Here is a 15,353-nt window from a genome sequence, read left to right as displayed (position 1 = left end):
CGTTGTAAGAAACCTACAAGACTCACGGGAGTCGTGGGATCTCATGACGTTCGAGCTCGCCGAGGGCGAGCGCGACCTGGAGGACGAACGACTCCCGCGCGTCGAGGGGGTCCCATCCGGTGAGCTCGGCGACCTTGCGCAGGCGGTAGCGCACCGTGTTGGGGTGGACGTACAGGGAGCGCGCCGCCGCCTCGAGCGAACGCCCCGTGCCGAGGTAGGCGGAGAGCGTCTCGAGAACCGAGCCCGTGCTCGCGCTCAACGGGGTGTAGGCCGTGTCGACGAGCGTGCGACGTGCCAGACGGTCGCCCACGAGGACGCGTTCCGGAAGGAGGTCGTCGGCGTGGACGGGGCGCGGGGCCTGAGGCCACGCCGGGGCCGCGGCGAGCGCCGCGAGTGCGGCGGCGGCGCTCCGCCCGGCCTCGGAGATGGAGCCGACGACCGGCCCGATGACGACGGGGCCGGGGCCGAACCGTGCGACGAGCGAGCGTGCCGCCTCGAGAAGGTTGTCGCCCCCGCCGAGTACGAGGACGACGCGGTCGGTCTGGATGCCGACGAGCACGTCGTCGACGAGCCTGCGGGTGGCTCGACGGAGCTCGGCTGCACGCACCTCGTCGAGCCGGGTCGTCGTCGTGCCCACCATGACGAGGACGTGGGCCGCGCCCGACCAGCCGAGCGCAGCGACGCGCGAGCGGACGGCGTCGTCGCTCTCGCCACGCATGAGGGCGTCGACGGTGAGGGCCTCGAGGCGGGCGTCCCAGGCCCCGCGCATCTCGGCCGCGCGGGCGTAGACCTCGGCGGCAGAGAACGCGACCTCGCGCGAGTAGCGGAGGACGGCCTCGCGAAGGTCGCGTTCCCGGCCGGGCGCGGCGAGGCGGTCGGAGCTTGCCTCGACGACCTCGACCGCGAGCCGCACGAGCTGAAGGGTCTGCTGGAGCGAGATCGCCTGCGTGAGCTCGGGGGGTGCGGCGGAGAAGATCTCACCGACCCCGGGCGCGTTCGACGGGTCCGTGTACCACTCGATGAACGCCGAGACGGCAGAGCTGACGACGACGCCGATCCAGGAACGATCGTCGGCCTGAAGGTCGCGGTACCACGAGAGCTCTGCGTCGAGCTGCGCGAGCGCCGCCTTGGTGAGCATGCCCGCGCCGTCGCGTACGCGCCGGAGGTTCTCGTCGTCGGCCAGCGCGTCCTCGGACGGGGCGAGAGGTGGGGTCATGGGCCGAGCATACGGGGCTCGTTGTGGGGTAGCGACAAAATCGACCGTGCGGAGCCCGCGTTGCGAGATGGGGTGCCCCTGCCCGGGACACCAGACTTTGAACAAGATATGGTCAACTCATGGCTGTCTTCCCGAAGTTCCGCAAGCTCTTTCAACGTCCCACGCCCGTGTCACGGGTCGGAGTGCGGCGTCCGACGAGCGCGGCACCGGCCGGGGACGAGCCCCGGGAGGACGCGCTCCGGGCGCGGCTCTCGGTTGACCCGAACGACGTCGACGCCTTCCGTGCCCTTGCTGAGCTGGTGCGTCGCCGCGCGGACGGCCCGCATCCCGTGGAAGACCCCCTCACTCCCGCAGAGGACGTCGAGACGGCCGAGCAGGAGCGTGCACGTCGCGGCGATCTGGCGGTGTGGGCCCTTGCTGAAGAGCTCGCGGGACACCCCCGCGCCTGGTACCCGCTCGTCGAGCTCGCTCGTCTCTCGGTCGCCGAGGACCACGAGCAGGCGGTCCGCCGACTCGTGACCGCCCACGAGCGTGACACGACCGGCACGGCCTTGGCGCACGGCCTGGGCGTCCTGCGGGACGCCTCGCGTCCCGCCGAGGCGCTCGCGCTCGGAACGGGCCACTGGCGTGTCCGTGAGCACGACCCCGAGGTGGGCCGTCACCTCGTGCTCGCTGCGCTCGAGGCCGGGCGTCCCGACGAGGCGGAACGTCAGCTCGCCGCGATCGAGATGCACCCCGACCAGCATGCCGTCGCACGCATGCGCGCAGAGCTGCGCAATGCGCTCGACGCCGCGGTGCACCACACCCAGGCGTGAGGCCGGGGTCCTTCCCTCAGGGAAGCGGCCCCGGGCACAAGCCCCTGCGTGAAACGACACGATCCCCGCAACCCCCTGTCATCCAGGGGGTGCGGGGATCGTGTCGTGGCACCGCGTGACGCGGGCCTGAGGGCTTACCCGAGGGCTGGCGTCAGGAGTCGCCGCCCACGGCTCCCGAGGTGCCGGCCGTGACGTCGTGGATCCGGTACTTCTCGATCGCACGCGCGGGCACGTCGGCTGCGATGTCGCCACGGAGAGCGAGGGCCTGCAGAACGCGAACCGCCGTCGACGGGCCATCGATCTTGAAGTAGCGACGCGCTGCCGCACGAGTGTCGGAGAAGCCGAAGCCGTCCGCACCGAGCACGTGGTAGTCGCCCGGGATCCACGCACGGACCTGGTCCTGCACGAGCTTGTCGTAGTCGCTCGTCGCGACGAACGGCCCCTGCGCGCCCGAGAGCTTGTCGGTGAGGTACGCCGTGCGCCGCTCCTCACCGGGGTGCAGGAAGTTGTGCTCGTCGACCGCAAGGCCGTCGCGACGCAGCTCGAGCCAGCTCGTGACCGACCAGACGTCAGCCTGGACGCCCCAGTCGTTGGCGAGGATCTCGGCGGCCTCGAGGGCCCAGAGCACGCCGACGCCCGACGAGAGGATCTGGGCACGGGGGCCCTCACCCTCGGCGCGGTGGATCTGGTGGATGCCCTTGAGGATGCCGTCCACGTCGACGTTCTCCGGCTCCGCCGGCTGACGCATGGGCTCGTTGTACACCGTGAGGTAGTACACGACGTCGCGGTCACGGCCGCCGTTGTCCTTGCCGTACATGCGCTCAAGACCGTCGCGCACGATGTGGCGGATCTCGTAGCCGTAGGCGGGGTCGTAGTGGACCATGTGGGACATCGTGCCCGCGAGGATCGGCGAGTGGCCGTCAGCGTGCTGGAGGCCCTCGCCCGTGAGCGTCGTGCGGCCCGCGGTCGCGCCGATGAGGAAGCCACGCGTCAACTGGTCACCCGCGGCCCAGAACTGGTCGCCCGTGCGCTGGAACCCGAACATCGAGTAGTAGAAGTAGAACGGGATGAGCGGCTCGCCGTGCGTCGCGTACGACGTGCCGACGGCCTGGAACGCGGAGGCCGACCCGGCCTCGTTGATTCCCGTGTGCATGATCTGCCCGGACTCGGACTCGCGGTACGAGAGCATGAGCTCGGCGTCGACCGGCGTGTAGTTCTGCCCGAGCGTGTTGAAGATCTTGGCGCTCGGGAAGATCGAGTCGAGGCCGAACGTTCGGGCCTCGTCCGGGATGATCGGCACGATGCGGTGGCCGAACTCCTTGTCGCGCACGAGGTCCTTGAAGAGACGCACGAGCGCCATCGTCGTGGCGACCTCCTGCTGGCCCGAGCCCTTCGCGAGCAGCTCGTAGACCTTGTCGCCCGGGAGCGTGAGCTCTGTGTGCTTGGTGCGGCGCTCGGGAACGAACCCGCCGAGTGCGCGACGACGCTCGAGCATGTACTGGATCGTCGGGTCGTCAGCACCGGGGTTGTAGTACGGCGGCATGTACGGCTCGGCGTCGATCTGCTCGTCCGTGATCGGGATGTGCAAGGTGTCGCGCAGCGTCTTGAGCTCGGCGTTCTTGAGCTTCTTCATCTGGTGCGTCGAGTTGCGTCCTGCGAAGCCGGAGCCCAGGCCGTAGCCCTTGACCGTGTGCGCAAGGATGACCGTCGGCTGACCCGTGTGAGCACGCGCCGCGGCGTAGGCCGCGTAGATCTTGCGGTAGTCGTGGCCGCCGCGCTTGAGGGCCCAGATCTCATCGTCAGACATGTTCTCGACGAGCGCCTTGGTGCGGGGGTCGCGACCGAAGAACTGGTCGCGGATGAAGGCGCCGTCGTTCGCACGGAACGTCTGGTAGTCGCCGTCAAGCGTCTGGTTCATGAGGTTGACGAGTGCGCGGTCCTTGTCAGCGTTGAGGAGGACGTCCCACTCGCGGCCCCAGATGACCTTGATGACGTTCCAGCCAGCGCCACGGAACTGCGCCTCGAGCTCCTGGATGATCTTGCCGTTGCCGCGCACCGGGCCGTCAAGACGCTGCAGGTTGCAGTTGACGACGAACGTGAGGTTGTCGAGCTGCTGCTGCGCGGCGAGCTGGAGCATGCCGCGTGACTCGGGCTCGTCCATCTCTCCGTCGCCGAGGAACGCCCAGACGTCCTGCTGCGAGGTGTCCTTGATCTTGCGCTCGTGCAGGTAGCGGTTGGTCCACGCCTGGTAGATCGCCGAGGACGGGCCCAGACCCATCGACACGGTCGGGAACTCCCAGAGCTCAGGTGCCAGACGCGGGTGCGGGTAGGAGGGCAGGCCGCCGCCCGGGTGCGAGTGCTCCTGGCGGAAGCCGTCGAGCTGGTCGGCGGAGAGCCGGCCCTCGAGGAGGCCGCGCGCGTAGACGCCGGGGGAGGCGTGGCCCTGGAAGTAGATCTGGTCGCCGCCGCCCGGGTGGTCCTTGCCGCGGAAGAAGTGGTTGAGACCGACCTCGTAGAGCGTCGCGACCGACGCGTAGGACGAGATGTGGCCGCCGACCCCGATGCCCGGGCGCTGCGCGCGCGTCACCATGACGGCAGCGTTCCAGCGGATCCAGGAGCGGTAGCGGCGCTCCATGACCTCGTCGCCGGGGAAGTAGGGCTCCTCGTGGACACCGATCGTGTTGACGTACGGCGTGGTGAACGACGTCGGGATGGCGACGTTGCGCTCCCGAGCTCGCTTGAGCAGGTTGAGCAGGACGTAGCGGGCGCGCGGACCGCCCCGGTCGTCAATGAGTCCGTCGAGCGCCTCGACCCACTCTGCCGTCTCGGCAGGGTCGAAGTCAGGGACCTGGCTCAGCAGGCCATTGATGAGCGGGCGCGTCTCGTCGTGCGATGCCACCAGAAACCTCTTCATCTCCTCGGGAGCCCCCACCGCAGTTGCGTCGGAGGCCGGGCCGGTCCTCGGCGGGGCGGTGTGCTGCATCCCGCGTCGGGTGGTGCCGAACCATTGTGTTCACCAATGGGCAGCAAAGTCACACCCGTGAGGCGATCTGAGGGGGTGACGTCCGTGACACTCTACGATCCGACGCCAGCACAGTCAGGCGCACGTCGCAGGACGGACATCAGGACGAGGAGCCGGGACGTGGACTAGGTTGGGCACGTGGGCCCCGCTGTGGGGCCACGGCGACGGTGCCGCAGATGGCCCGTCGTCGGCGGTTTTTGAGAGAGGGCGGACCCTGGTGGCGACGACGATGGACCCCGGCAGCGCGACGAGCGCGGCAGGGGTGGAGAGACTGGGCTTCAAGGACGGAGACCTCGTTCAGGAGTTCGGGTACGCCGACGACATCGACGAGGGGGTTCGTGACGCGATTGCGGACCTCACCGGTTCTGACCTTGTCGACGAGGACTTTGACGACGTCGTTGACGGTGCAATCGTCTGGTTCCGCGAGGGTGAGGGCGACGACCTCACCGACACGCTCGTCGACGTCCAGACCGTGCTCGACGACGGAGCGCCCATCTGGGTGCTGACCCCCAAGCCGGGGCGGCGCGGGCACGTGGGCCACAACGACATCCAGGAGGCCTCGACGACTGCGGGCCTCCACGCGACGAGCACGTTTTCGCTCGCCGAGGACTGGTCGGCGACGCGTCTGGGGACGCGCGGGCGAGGCCGCTGACGTGGCGGGCGCGCCCGTGGTCGGTGAGCCGGCTCCTGACTTCACCCTCCAGGACGTCCACGGCACGCCCGTGACGCTCTCTGACCTGCGCGGCGCGCCCGTGCTCGTCGTCTTCTTCCCGTTCGCGTTCTCAGGAATCTGCACGGGCGAGATGTGCGAGATCCGCGACAACCTCGAGGACTTCGAGACCGCCGGGGTTCGCGTGCTGGCGATCTCGTGCGACGCCGTGTACTCGTTGCGGGCGTGGTCGGAGCAGGAAGGCTACGACTTCGACCTGCTGAGCGACTTCTGGCCGCACGGCGAGGCTGCGCGGGCCTACGGCGTCTTCGACGAGCGGCGGGGCCTCGCGATTCGCGGCAGCTTCCTCGTCGACGAGGACGGCGTCATCCGGTGGAGCATCGTGCAGGCTCCCGGGGAGAGGCGCTCCTTCTCCGGCTATCACCAGGCGCTCACGCTCGTCTGAGCCCCCGCGCGTGCCGCGAACCCCGTGAGTGCCGCGAGCCCCTGGGTTCCGCGAGCCCCGCGCGGGGCCACGGCGCTCGTTCACGATCCGGCCGTGCGCGCACGGGCGAGGGCAAGCGGGTATCGTGTCCACGCCCGACACAGGGGCCTGTAGCTCAGTTGGCTAGAGCGCCACGTTTACACCGTGGATGTCGGGGGTTCGAATCCCTCCGGGCCCACCACCTGCGATCCGCAGGACTCTGCGGTTCCCGCCGGGTCAAGCGGGTCTGACGCGCTCCTGCGCCCCGTCCCGGTCGTCCCGGATGTCGCGAGCCATGGGCTGCGTGGTTCGGCGAGCATGTCGGACGTTCTTCCTCTACCGTGGGAACTCGGCCGCTCAAGGTCGGACGCCGTTGGTCGGACCCAGCCCGCTGGTCCGCTGTCAGACCGGGAGCTCCCGATGCTCGTCACGTCTCGATTCGTCTCACGGCCCTCGGTGCGTGGATCATTGCTCGTCGCTCTCGCCGTCGCGGCATGCGCGGGCTGTGCGTCGGGCACCTCTGAGTCGCCGTCGTCTGCCACGCCGACACAGACACCCCCCGGCGCCGCCGTTCCCGGAGCGGCACCATCCGGCGAGCCCGGGGGCTCGACGACGCTCGACGCCCCCGTTGCTCCGACGGTGCCTGCCTCGTGCGCGTCGATCGACCTGGTCGAGGGCGCACGAATCGCGGGCGACGACTTCGCCCAGTGTCTTGAAGACTTCGAGCGGGCGGCCCGCACCGGCAGCAGCGTCGTGCGTCTTGACGCCGCAGACGAGGGCGTGGAGTCCCGGTGGATCCACGCCGAGGACGGCACGTACGCGCTCCTCACAGGCCGCAACGGGGGCGAGCGGATCGTCGTCACCCCCGAGGACGGCTGGACCGAGGACGAGGGCCGATGGGTGCGCGCCGACCCAGGCGGTTCCCACCGCGAACAGGTGGCCGCGAGCCACGTCGACGCCTTCCGCCCTCAGGTTCAGCCCGACTTCCAAGCAGCGTTCGTCAGGCTCTCCGCGGAGTGGGTCGTCGAGGGGCGCGAGGACGTCGCGGTGCTTGATGGCACGACCCGCTCGCTGTGGCGGATCGCGTCGGCGTCTCCGATCGAGGTCGTCCCAGGGCTCCCGGCCGACGTCAGCTTCTTCATGGACGCTCCTGGCGCCACCGTCGTCATGGTCTCGACCGCGAACGGCGGCGCCTCCGAACGTCTCTACGGCGCGTGGGGCGAACCTGTGGACGCGACTGACATCGAGAAGGCGGTCGCCGACGCCCGCGCGGGGGGCTGAGTGCCGACGCCCGCGCGGCGGGCTGAGCGCCGACGCCCGTGCGGCGGGCTGAGCGCCGACGCCGGACGGGCTGAGCGCCGACGCCGGACGGGCTGAGCGCCGACGGCGGCCGGGCCCCCAGCGCAGCCGGGACGCGTCCACCGCCCTCGTGCGATCCGCGCGGAACACGACGAGCCCCTGCGGTGTTGGGGGAGCGTGACCTCCATCTCGATGCTTGATCTCGCGACCTCCGCTCCCGGTCGCACCGTACGCGACGCCCTCTCCGAGGTCGTCCCCGCAGCCCAGGCCGCCGAGGCCGCCGGCTATCACCGTGTCTGGTACGCGGAACACCACAACATGGCCGCCGTCGCCTCGTCTGCGACCTCCGTCCTCGTCGGGCACGTCGCAGCCCACACCTCGACGATTCGGGTCGGGGCGGGCGGCGTCATGCTGCCCAACCACTCACCGTTGACGATCGCCGAGCAGTTCGGCACGCTTGCCGAGCTCCACCCGGGCCGCATCGACCTCGGGCTCGGGCGCGCGCCCGGCGGAGACCTGGCGATGCTTGCGGCCCTGCGTCGCAGGCCCGAGGACGCCGAGCGCTTCCCGTCCGACGTCGTCGAGCTCTCGTCCTACCTGGGCGACGACCTGCCGACCGAAGCCGTCAACGCCTACCCGGGGCGCGGGACGCGCGTCCCGCTCTACATCCTCGGCTCCTCGCTCTTCGGTGCGAAGCTCGCGGCCCAGCTCGGCCTTCCGTACGCGTTCGCCTCGCACTTCGCGCCCGACGCGCTCGACGCAGCCCTCGCGACCTACCGTCGCGACTTCCGCCCTTCGAAGGCCTGCCCCGAGCCCTACGCGATGGTGGCGGCCAACGCGATCGTCGCCGACGACCCGGTCGACGCGGCGCACTGGCTGCGCGAGACTCTGCGCGAGCGCGTGCGCCGCTTCGTCCTGCGCCCCGGTGTCGAACTCTCGGACGCGGACCTCGACACGATCGTCGACGGCAGCCACGGCGAGCGCGTGCGTCACATGATGTCCGTGAGCGCGGTCGGCACGACGGTCGACGCCGGCGCGTACATCGGCCAGCTGGTCGAACGTACGGACGCCGACGAGATCATCGTCGCCCACCAGGTGCCCGACCTCACCGCGCGCGTCCGCAGCATCGAGCTGTTCGCGCAAGCGCTCGCCTGATCCCGACCACAACGGCACGAGGGGCTGCGCGTCGACGACGCGCAGCCCCTCGTGCCGTGACAGGTGCCCCTCAGCGCACCTGACGCACCTCGAACTGCAGCCGGGGGTGCGCGTAGAACTCCTGAGCCGCGACGAGCTCGAGCTCGCGTCGGCCCGACTCGTGCGTCGTGCGCAGCAGGTCGAAGACCGACGACGTCGTCCGCGCGAGCGCATCCGCAGCGTCACGCGTGCGCACGTAGTGAGCGGTGAAGAGCGCGGCAGTGACGTCGCCCGAACCGTTCGCCTTGAAGGGCAGGTGCGGGGTCGTGACGAGCCACGCGCCCTCGGGGGTCACGGCGAGCATCTCGATCGTCCCAGGCTCGCGGTCGGGACGTTCGACGCTCGTCACGAGAACGATCGACGGGCCCATCGCGCGGGCGAGGTCGGCTGCGGCGAGCGTCGACTCGAGCGAGTGAGGAGTCGTCTCCGTGAGGAAGCCGAGCTCGAACTGGTTCGGCGTGATGATGTCGGCTGCCGGAACGACGCGGTCCCGCAGCAGCACGGGGATCGCGGGAGCGACGAAGCAGCCGCTCTTGGCGTTGCCCATGACGGGGTCGCACGCATAGAGGGCGTCAGGGTTCGCGGCCTTGACCCGGGCGACCGCGTCGAGGATGACGTCGGCGATGCCCTCGCCGCCCTGATACCCCGACAGGACCGCGTCGGTGTCGACGAAAGCGCCCCGCTCTTCGATGCCCACGACGACGTCGCGCACGTCAGCGGGGTCGATGAGCGGTCCGCGCCACGCGCCGTAGCCCGTGTGGTTGGAGAAGTTCACGGTGTGGACGGGCATGACCTCGACGCCGATGCGCTGAAGCGGGAACACCGCGGCCGAGTTGCCGACGTGGCCGAACGCGACCGAGGACTGGATCGAGAGGATCTTCACCAAGGAAGGGTACGACTCCGGGGCGCGTGAGGGAGCGATCTGGTCGTCTCGTGGACCATCGCGCACCGGACGCGGCAGCGTCACGAGCATGTGACGCTGCGCACGATCGTGGGGGCGGGGCGCCGGTTCGGGACAGAAGGACGTGGTGCGCGCGCGGATAGCGGGTGACGATGGAGGAATGGACGACGCTCTCGACACCGCACAGGCCTCCTCGGACACCCCGGACGTCGCCGAACCCGGGTACGTCCCCTGGGCGCAGCCACCCGCCGAGGTCCTTGCCGACCTGGGTGCGAGCAGCGACGGCCTGAGCACCGAGGCAGCGGCGAGCTCGCTCGCGCGACACGGTGCAAACCGGCTGCCTCCGCCTGAGCGCGATCCGCTGTGGAAGCGGATCCTCGTGCACTTCGACGACGTCCTCATCTACGTCCTGCTCGTCGCTGCCCTGCTCAAGGCTGTCGTGGGTGACTGGGTCGACTGCGCGGTCATCCTCGCGGTCGCGATCATCAACGCGGGCATCGGCTTTGTCCAAGAGGGCAAGGCTGAGTCCGCCCTCGCATCGATTCGGACGATGCTCTCGGCTCACGCCGAGGTTCTGCGCGACGGCACGTGGTCGAAGATCGACGCCGACGACCTGGTGCCCGGTGATGTGGTGCGGGTCCGCGCAGGAGATCGCGTGCCCGCCGACGTTCGGGTCCTTGAGGCGACGAACCTGCGCATCGAGGAGTCGGCGCTCACAGGGGAGTCGCTCGCCGCCGAGAAGTCGCCTGCAGCCGTCGATCCCGAGGCGGGCGTGGGCGACCGCACGAGCATGATGTTCTCGAGCACGCTCGTTGCGGCGGGGCAGGGCTCAGGCGTTGTCGTCGCGACGGGCCAGCACACCGAGATCGGTCGCATCCAGACGATGATCTCTGAGGTGACGGACGTGACGACGCCGCTCACGCGTCAGCTGGCGACGTTCGGCAAGGTCATTGCGGTCGGCATTCTTGTGCTCGGGGCCTTCATGGTGCTCGTCGGTCGTCTCGTTCATGAGCAGCCGGTCGACGAGCTGCTCTCGGCCGCGATCGGCTTTGCGGTCGCAGCCGTTCCCGAGGGTCTTCCTGCGCTCGTGACGATCACGCTCGCGCTCGGGGTCCAGCAGATGGCGCGGCGGCGCGCCATCACGCGCAAGCTCCCCGCCGTCGAGACGCTCGGCTCGGTGACGACGATCTGCTCGGACAAGACCGGCACGCTCACACGCAACGAGATGACGGCACGCACCGTGCTCACGGCAGCGAGCCAGATCGATGTCGAGGGCCTTGGGTACGCTCCTCAGGGCCGCCTGACGAGGGATGGACGCACGATGGAGCGCGGGGTCGACGCGGCGTTCGACGCCCTCACCGATGTCATGGCCTTGTGCAACGACGCGCGCGTCGAGCGTGCTGAGGACGGTGAGTGGACGCTCGTGGGGGAGCCGACCGAGGGTGCGCTCGCTGTGCTCGGCCTCAAGGCTGGCGCGGCGGGCGGGGAGTGGACGCGGCTCGCGGTGCTCCCGTTCGAGTCGGCGACGAAGTACATGGCGACGCTCGACTCGCTCGACGGCGCCAGCGCCGTCATTCACGTCAAGGGTGCGCCCGATCGCGTCATCGACCGGTGCACGACGCAGACGACAGCGGACGGCGGTCGCGAGGCGCTCGACCGTGACCTGTGGCTCGCACGCATCGACGAGCTCGGAGCACAGGGCCTGCGCGTCCTTGCGGCCGCGCGCAAGCCTGCGTCCGAGGGCACATCGACGGTCGTGGCCGAGGACGTCGCTGGCGGGCTTGAGCTGTGCGGGCTCGTGGGGATTGTCGACCCGCCTCGCCCCGAGGCGATCGAGGCGATCGCGCAGTGCCGCGAAGCCGGGATCGCGGTGACGATGATCACGGGCGACCACGCGGGGACGGCGCAGGCGATCGCGCAAGAGATGGGCATCGTGGAGCCGGGAGCGCGGGTCCTCACAGGCGCAGACCTGGAGGAGCTGACGACGACCGAGCTGCGCAAGATCGTGCGGGACGTCCACGTCTACGCGCGCACGAGTCCCGAGCACAAGATCCGTATCGTCTCCGCGCTGCAGTCGCACGGTGAGGTCGTCGCGATGACGGGTGATGGCGTCAACGATGCGCCCGCGCTCACGCAGGCCGATGTCGGGGTTGCGATGGGGATCAAGGGAACCGAGGTGACCAAGGACGCGGCCGAGGTCGTCCTCGCGGACGACAATTTCGCGACGATCGAGCGGGCGGTCGAGGAGGGCCGCCGGATCTACGACAACATTCGTAAGTCCGTGCTCTTCCTGCTGCCGACGAACGGCGCGCAGTCACTCGTCGTCATCGTGGCCGTGCTTGCGGGGCTGACGATGCCGCTCCTGCCCGTGCAGGTGCTGTGGGTCAACATGATCACGGCAGTGACGCTCTCGCTTGCGCTCGCGTATGAGCAGGCTGAGCCGAACATCATGCGGCGTCCGCCGCGGGACCCGCGGGGCGGCATCCTCGACGCTGCGTCGATCAGCAAGATCGTCGTCGCCTCGTTGGCGATCGGCGCGGCCGCGCTGGGTGTCTTCTACTGGCTCGAGCAGTCGGGGCAGCCGCTCGAGGTTGCGCGGACGACCGCGGTCACGACGCTCGCGCTCGCGCAGCTTGCCTACCTGTTCAGCTGCCGGTTCCTCGACCGGTCGAGCTTCACGCCTGCAGTCCTGCGCGGAAACAAGGTGCTGTGGCTGTCGGCGGGTGCGTTGCTCGTCCTGCAGGCGCTCTTCGTCTACGTGCCTGTCATGCACGCGTGGTTTGGCTCGGCTGCGATCGAGGGCGGTCACTGGCTCCTCGCTGCGGCGACGTCGGTCGGTGTCTTGTGCGTCGTCGAGCTCGCGAAGGTCGTGGGCCGGGCGATCGCGAAGGTGCGCGGCTGACACCGCCGTTGAATTCATCGTCGGCTACCGATAGGATCGGCGCGTGACGATGAGAACGGACTCCGACCTGGTGGACCACGACGCCACCGCAACCTACGCCGACCTCTTCGACGCGCTCTCGGACCCCGCGCGGCTCTCGATCCTTCAGCACCTTGCGACGGGCGAGCACCGCGTCCGCGATCTCGTCGAGCACCTCGGTCTCGCGCAGTCCACCGTGAGCGCCCACCTCGCGTGCCTCCGTGAGTGCGGGCTCGTCGCGTCCCGTGCCGAAGGCCGCTCGACCATCCACGCGCTCGCGGCACCCGCGCTCCTCGCCGTGCTCCTGCGAGCGGCTGAAGACCTCCTCGCCGCCACGGGCTCGCGCGTGAGCCTGTGCAGCCACCTCGTGCGCCCGGGCATCGTCTGACATGGCGCACTCCCATGACCATGCACACGGGGGCGATCCGTCAGCGCCGGGCCAGCGCCGCCGGCTCGCGATCGCGCTCGGCATCACCGCGACGGTTCTCCTCGCCCAAGCCGTCGGCGCGTTCCTCACAGGAAGCCTCGCGCTCCTCACCGACACGGCCCACATGCTCACGGACGTCGGCGGGCTCACCGTCGCGCTCGTCGCCGCGACCCTCATGCTGCGGCCGCCGACGGAGCGCCTCACGTGGGGTCTGCGCCGCGTCGAGGTGCTTGCGGCGCTCGGGCAGGCTGCCGTCCTCCTGGCGGTCGGCGTGTATGCCGCGGTCGAGGGCATCCGGCGGTTGTGGGTTCCGCCCGAGATCGCGCCGACCGAGCTGCTCGTCTTCGGAATCGTCGGTCTCGTGGGGAACCTGTGCGCGATGGCCGTGCTCGCCTCGCGACGCGACGCAAACCTCAACATGCGTGCCGCCTTCCTCGAGGTGGTCAACGACGCGCTCGGCTCTGTCGGCGTCATCGCCGCCGCGATCGTCATCCGGACGACGGGGTGGCTCCAGGCTGACGCGCTCGCCGGTCTGCTCATCGCGGCACTCATTGTCCCGCGCGCCGTGACGATCCTGCGCGAGGCCGGCGGAATCCTCCTCGAGCAGACGCCGCGCGGCCTCGACCTAGCCGACGTGCGTGACCACATGCTCGGCGTCGAGCACGTCGTCGACGTCCACGACCTCCACGCGTCGACCGTGGCGACGGGCCTGCATGTCATCTCGGCGCACGTCGTCGTCGACGACGAGTGCTTCCTCACGGGCCACGCCCCTGAGATCCTTCACCACCTCGCCGACTGCGTGGCGACGCACTTCCCCGTGGCTCTCGAACACTCGACGTTCCAGATCGAGACCGCCGAGCACGCGGCCCACGAGCCTCATCGGCACAGCTAGTCCTGCGGCGTCGTACCGTGGGTGAAGGCCCGCATCGCGGGACGTCATGACGGCGCGTGAGCGCCCCACTCCAAGGAGGACTGATGGCCCAGAACATCACGATGTACGGAGCCGGATGGTGCGGCGACTGCACGCGGGCCAAGGCGTTGCTCGACCGTGAGGGCATCGAGTACACCTATGTGGACGTCGAGCACGACGAGGCCGCGCGGCTGCGCGCGATCGAGATCGCGGGACGCCAGAACATCCCCGTCATCGTGTTCGAGGACGGCACCCACCTCGTGGAGCCCTCCAACCCTGAGCTGCTCGCCAAGGCGCGCGGCTGAGGCCTGTGCGTGCCGCGACGGCGGCCACCCTGCGGGGTGGCCGCCGTCGGCGTGTCTGCTCTCGGGATGCGTGGCTCTCGGGATGCGCGGCTCTCCGGATGCGCGGCTCTCGGTAGACGCGGGGTCCTAGAGCAGCCCAGCGCGCAGCTCTGCCGCCGACCGCTGCGAGAGCAGCGCTGGGGGAACGTCGAAGAGCGTGAGTGCGCCGACCTCACCGCGCGCCTGGAGGCGCGCGACTGCACGGGCGGATGCGACGAGGACGCTCGCGGTGAGCTCCGGGTTGGAGTCGAGCCGCAAGGAGTACTCGATGACCTGCCGGGTGCCCTCGGAGGTCTCGGCGGCGCGGATGACGAAGCCGCCGTGCGGCATGCCCGCGTGGTCACGTGCGAGCTCGTCGGCGTCGATGAAGTGCACCGTCGTGTCGTAGTCGGCAAAGTAGTCGGGCATCGTGACGATGGCGGTGCGCACGGACGCGGCGTCGGCGCCGTCTGCGAGCACGACGAAGCACTCACGTGTGTGCTTCTCGCGGGTCGTGAGCTCGGGGCGAGCGCCTGAGCGGACCGCGTCGACGGCCTCGGGGACGGGGTGGGTGTACTGGACGCCGGCCGCGACCCCGGGGATGCGTCGGATCGCGTCGGAGTGCCCCTGGGAGAGCCCGCGGCCCCAGAACGTGTACGTGTCGCCGTCGGGCAGGAGTGCCTCGCCGTAGAGGCGGTTGATCGAGAAGAGGCCCGGGTCCCACCCCGCGGAGATGAGGGCGACGTTGCCGCCCACGCGGGCGGCGGCGTCGACGTGCTCGAAGTGCTCGGGGATGCGCGCATGGGTGTCGAAGGAGTCGACGAGGGGCAGGATCTGGGCGATCTCGGGCGTCTGCTCGGGCAGGTCGCTGCGGGAGCCGCCGCACAGGATCGCGACGTCGATCCCGTCGGCGTCGGCCGCGAGCTGGGCGAGGGGGAACACCTTGGCCCCGGGTGTGCTCGGGGTGACGGCGGCGGGGTCGCGGCGGGTGTAGATGCCGACGAGCTCGGTGTCGGTGGCCTTGCGGATCGCGGCCTCGACGCCGCGGCCGAGGTTTCCGTGGCCGACGATGGCGAGGCGAAGGGGGGTCGTCATGGTGCGGGTCCGTCCGTGCTCGGGGAGGGGTCGGGCCCACGGTACCGGTTGGTGCTCCGTGACGGCGGCGGGTTGCGCGGGACGTCTGTGCTCCGGCC

The 15,353-nt window shown here is 70.2% G+C and carries 13 protein-coding genes and 1 tRNA gene; 10 read left to right on the top strand and 4 right to left on the bottom strand.

Going from position 1 to position 15,353, the window contains the following annotated elements; translation table 11 throughout:
* Window positions 1-22 precede the first annotated feature (22 nt).
* Window positions 23-1,216 carry a PucR family transcriptional regulator gene (locus ACTVCO_RS12005; protein ID WP_443728668.1) on the bottom strand — a complete coding sequence of 398 codons (1,194 nt, stop codon included), beginning with the start codon at window positions 1,214-1,216 and terminating at the stop codon, window positions 23-25.
* Window positions 1,217-1,335: 119 nt separating this feature from the next.
* Here ACTVCO_RS12005 and ACTVCO_RS12000 point away from each other — a divergent pair, with 119 nt between their 5' ends.
* Entirely contained in the window at window positions 1,336-2,031 is a 696-nt protein-coding gene (locus tag ACTVCO_RS12000) for a hypothetical protein (RefSeq protein WP_443728667.1), read from the top strand.
* A 151-nt stretch (window positions 2,032-2,182) separates the two neighbouring features.
* Here the strand turns inward: ACTVCO_RS12000 and aceE are convergent, their stop codons facing one another.
* The gene (gene aceE, locus ACTVCO_RS11995) at window positions 2,183-4,930 is read right to left on the bottom strand and encodes a pyruvate dehydrogenase (acetyl-transferring), homodimeric type (protein ID WP_443728666.1); all 2,748 of its coding nucleotides are present in this window, start codon (window positions 4,928-4,930) and stop codon (window positions 2,183-2,185) included.
* A 352-nt stretch (window positions 4,931-5,282) separates the two neighbouring features.
* On the opposite strand from aceE, the gene ACTVCO_RS11990 reads away from it, so the two are divergent.
* The 5 genes from ACTVCO_RS11990 (at window position 5,283) to ACTVCO_RS11970 (ending at window position 8,640) form a co-directional block, all read left to right on the top strand.
* Complete coding sequence (locus tag ACTVCO_RS11990; protein ID WP_443728691.1) at window positions 5,283-5,705, top strand: DUF3052 domain-containing protein; 423 nt, start codon at window positions 5,283-5,285, stop codon at window positions 5,703-5,705.
* A gap of 1 nt (window position 5,706) precedes the next feature.
* The gene (locus ACTVCO_RS11985) at window positions 5,707-6,168 is read left to right on the top strand and encodes a peroxiredoxin (RefSeq protein WP_443728665.1); all 462 of its coding nucleotides are present in this window, start codon (window positions 5,707-5,709) and stop codon (window positions 6,166-6,168) included.
* 143 nt (window positions 6,169-6,311) lie between these two features.
* Window positions 6,312-6,388: transfer RNA gene (locus ACTVCO_RS11980), tRNA-Val, on the top strand.
* 437 nt (window positions 6,389-6,825) lie between these two features.
* The gene (locus ACTVCO_RS11975; protein WP_443728664.1) at window positions 6,826-7,467 is read left to right on the top strand and encodes a hypothetical protein; all 642 of its coding nucleotides are present in this window, start codon (window positions 6,826-6,828) and stop codon (window positions 7,465-7,467) included.
* A 210-nt stretch (window positions 7,468-7,677) separates the two neighbouring features.
* Window positions 7,678-8,640, top strand: a complete 963-nt coding sequence (locus ACTVCO_RS11970; protein WP_443728690.1) for an LLM class flavin-dependent oxidoreductase — start codon at window positions 7,678-7,680, stop codon at window positions 8,638-8,640.
* Between the two features lie 70 nt (window positions 8,641-8,710).
* Here ACTVCO_RS11970 and pdxY read toward each other — a convergent pair whose 3' ends face one another.
* On the bottom strand, window positions 8,711-9,562 hold the full coding sequence (gene pdxY / locus ACTVCO_RS11965) for a pyridoxal kinase PdxY (RefSeq protein ID WP_443728663.1): 852 nt from the start codon (window positions 9,560-9,562) through the stop codon (window positions 8,711-8,713).
* Window positions 9,563-9,740: 178 nt separating this feature from the next.
* Between pdxY and ACTVCO_RS11960 the strand changes: the two genes are divergently transcribed.
* From ACTVCO_RS11960 to ACTVCO_RS11945, 4 genes are all read left to right on the top strand, one after another.
* Window positions 9,741-12,482, top strand: a complete 2,742-nt coding sequence (locus tag ACTVCO_RS11960; RefSeq protein ID WP_443728662.1) for a cation-translocating P-type ATPase — start codon at window positions 9,741-9,743, stop codon at window positions 12,480-12,482.
* A gap of 49 nt (window positions 12,483-12,531) precedes the next feature.
* On the top strand, window positions 12,532-12,888 hold the full coding sequence (locus ACTVCO_RS11955; protein WP_443728689.1) for an ArsR/SmtB family transcription factor: 357 nt from the start codon (window positions 12,532-12,534) through the stop codon (window positions 12,886-12,888).
* A gap of 1 nt (window position 12,889) precedes the next feature.
* On the top strand, window positions 12,890-13,819 hold the full coding sequence (locus tag ACTVCO_RS11950; RefSeq protein WP_443728661.1) for a cation diffusion facilitator family transporter: 930 nt from the start codon (window positions 12,890-12,892) through the stop codon (window positions 13,817-13,819).
* A gap of 83 nt (window positions 13,820-13,902) precedes the next feature.
* A complete protein-coding gene (locus ACTVCO_RS11945) occupies window positions 13,903-14,142 on the top strand; it encodes a glutaredoxin family protein (protein ID WP_443728660.1) in 240 nt (79 codons plus the stop codon).
* Window positions 14,143-14,268: 126 nt separating this feature from the next.
* On the opposite strand, the gene ACTVCO_RS11940 is transcribed toward ACTVCO_RS11945, so the two are convergent.
* A complete protein-coding gene (locus ACTVCO_RS11940; protein ID WP_443728659.1) occupies window positions 14,269-15,255 on the bottom strand; it encodes a diaminopimelate dehydrogenase in 987 nt (328 codons plus the stop codon).
* Window positions 15,256-15,353 lie beyond the last annotated feature (98 nt).

The organism is Sanguibacter sp. A247 (genome assembly GCF_052324925.1).
Classification (GTDB): Bacteria; Actinomycetota; Actinomycetes; order Actinomycetales; family Cellulomonadaceae; genus Flavimobilis.
This window is presented reverse-complemented; position numbering and strand designations above follow the sequence as displayed.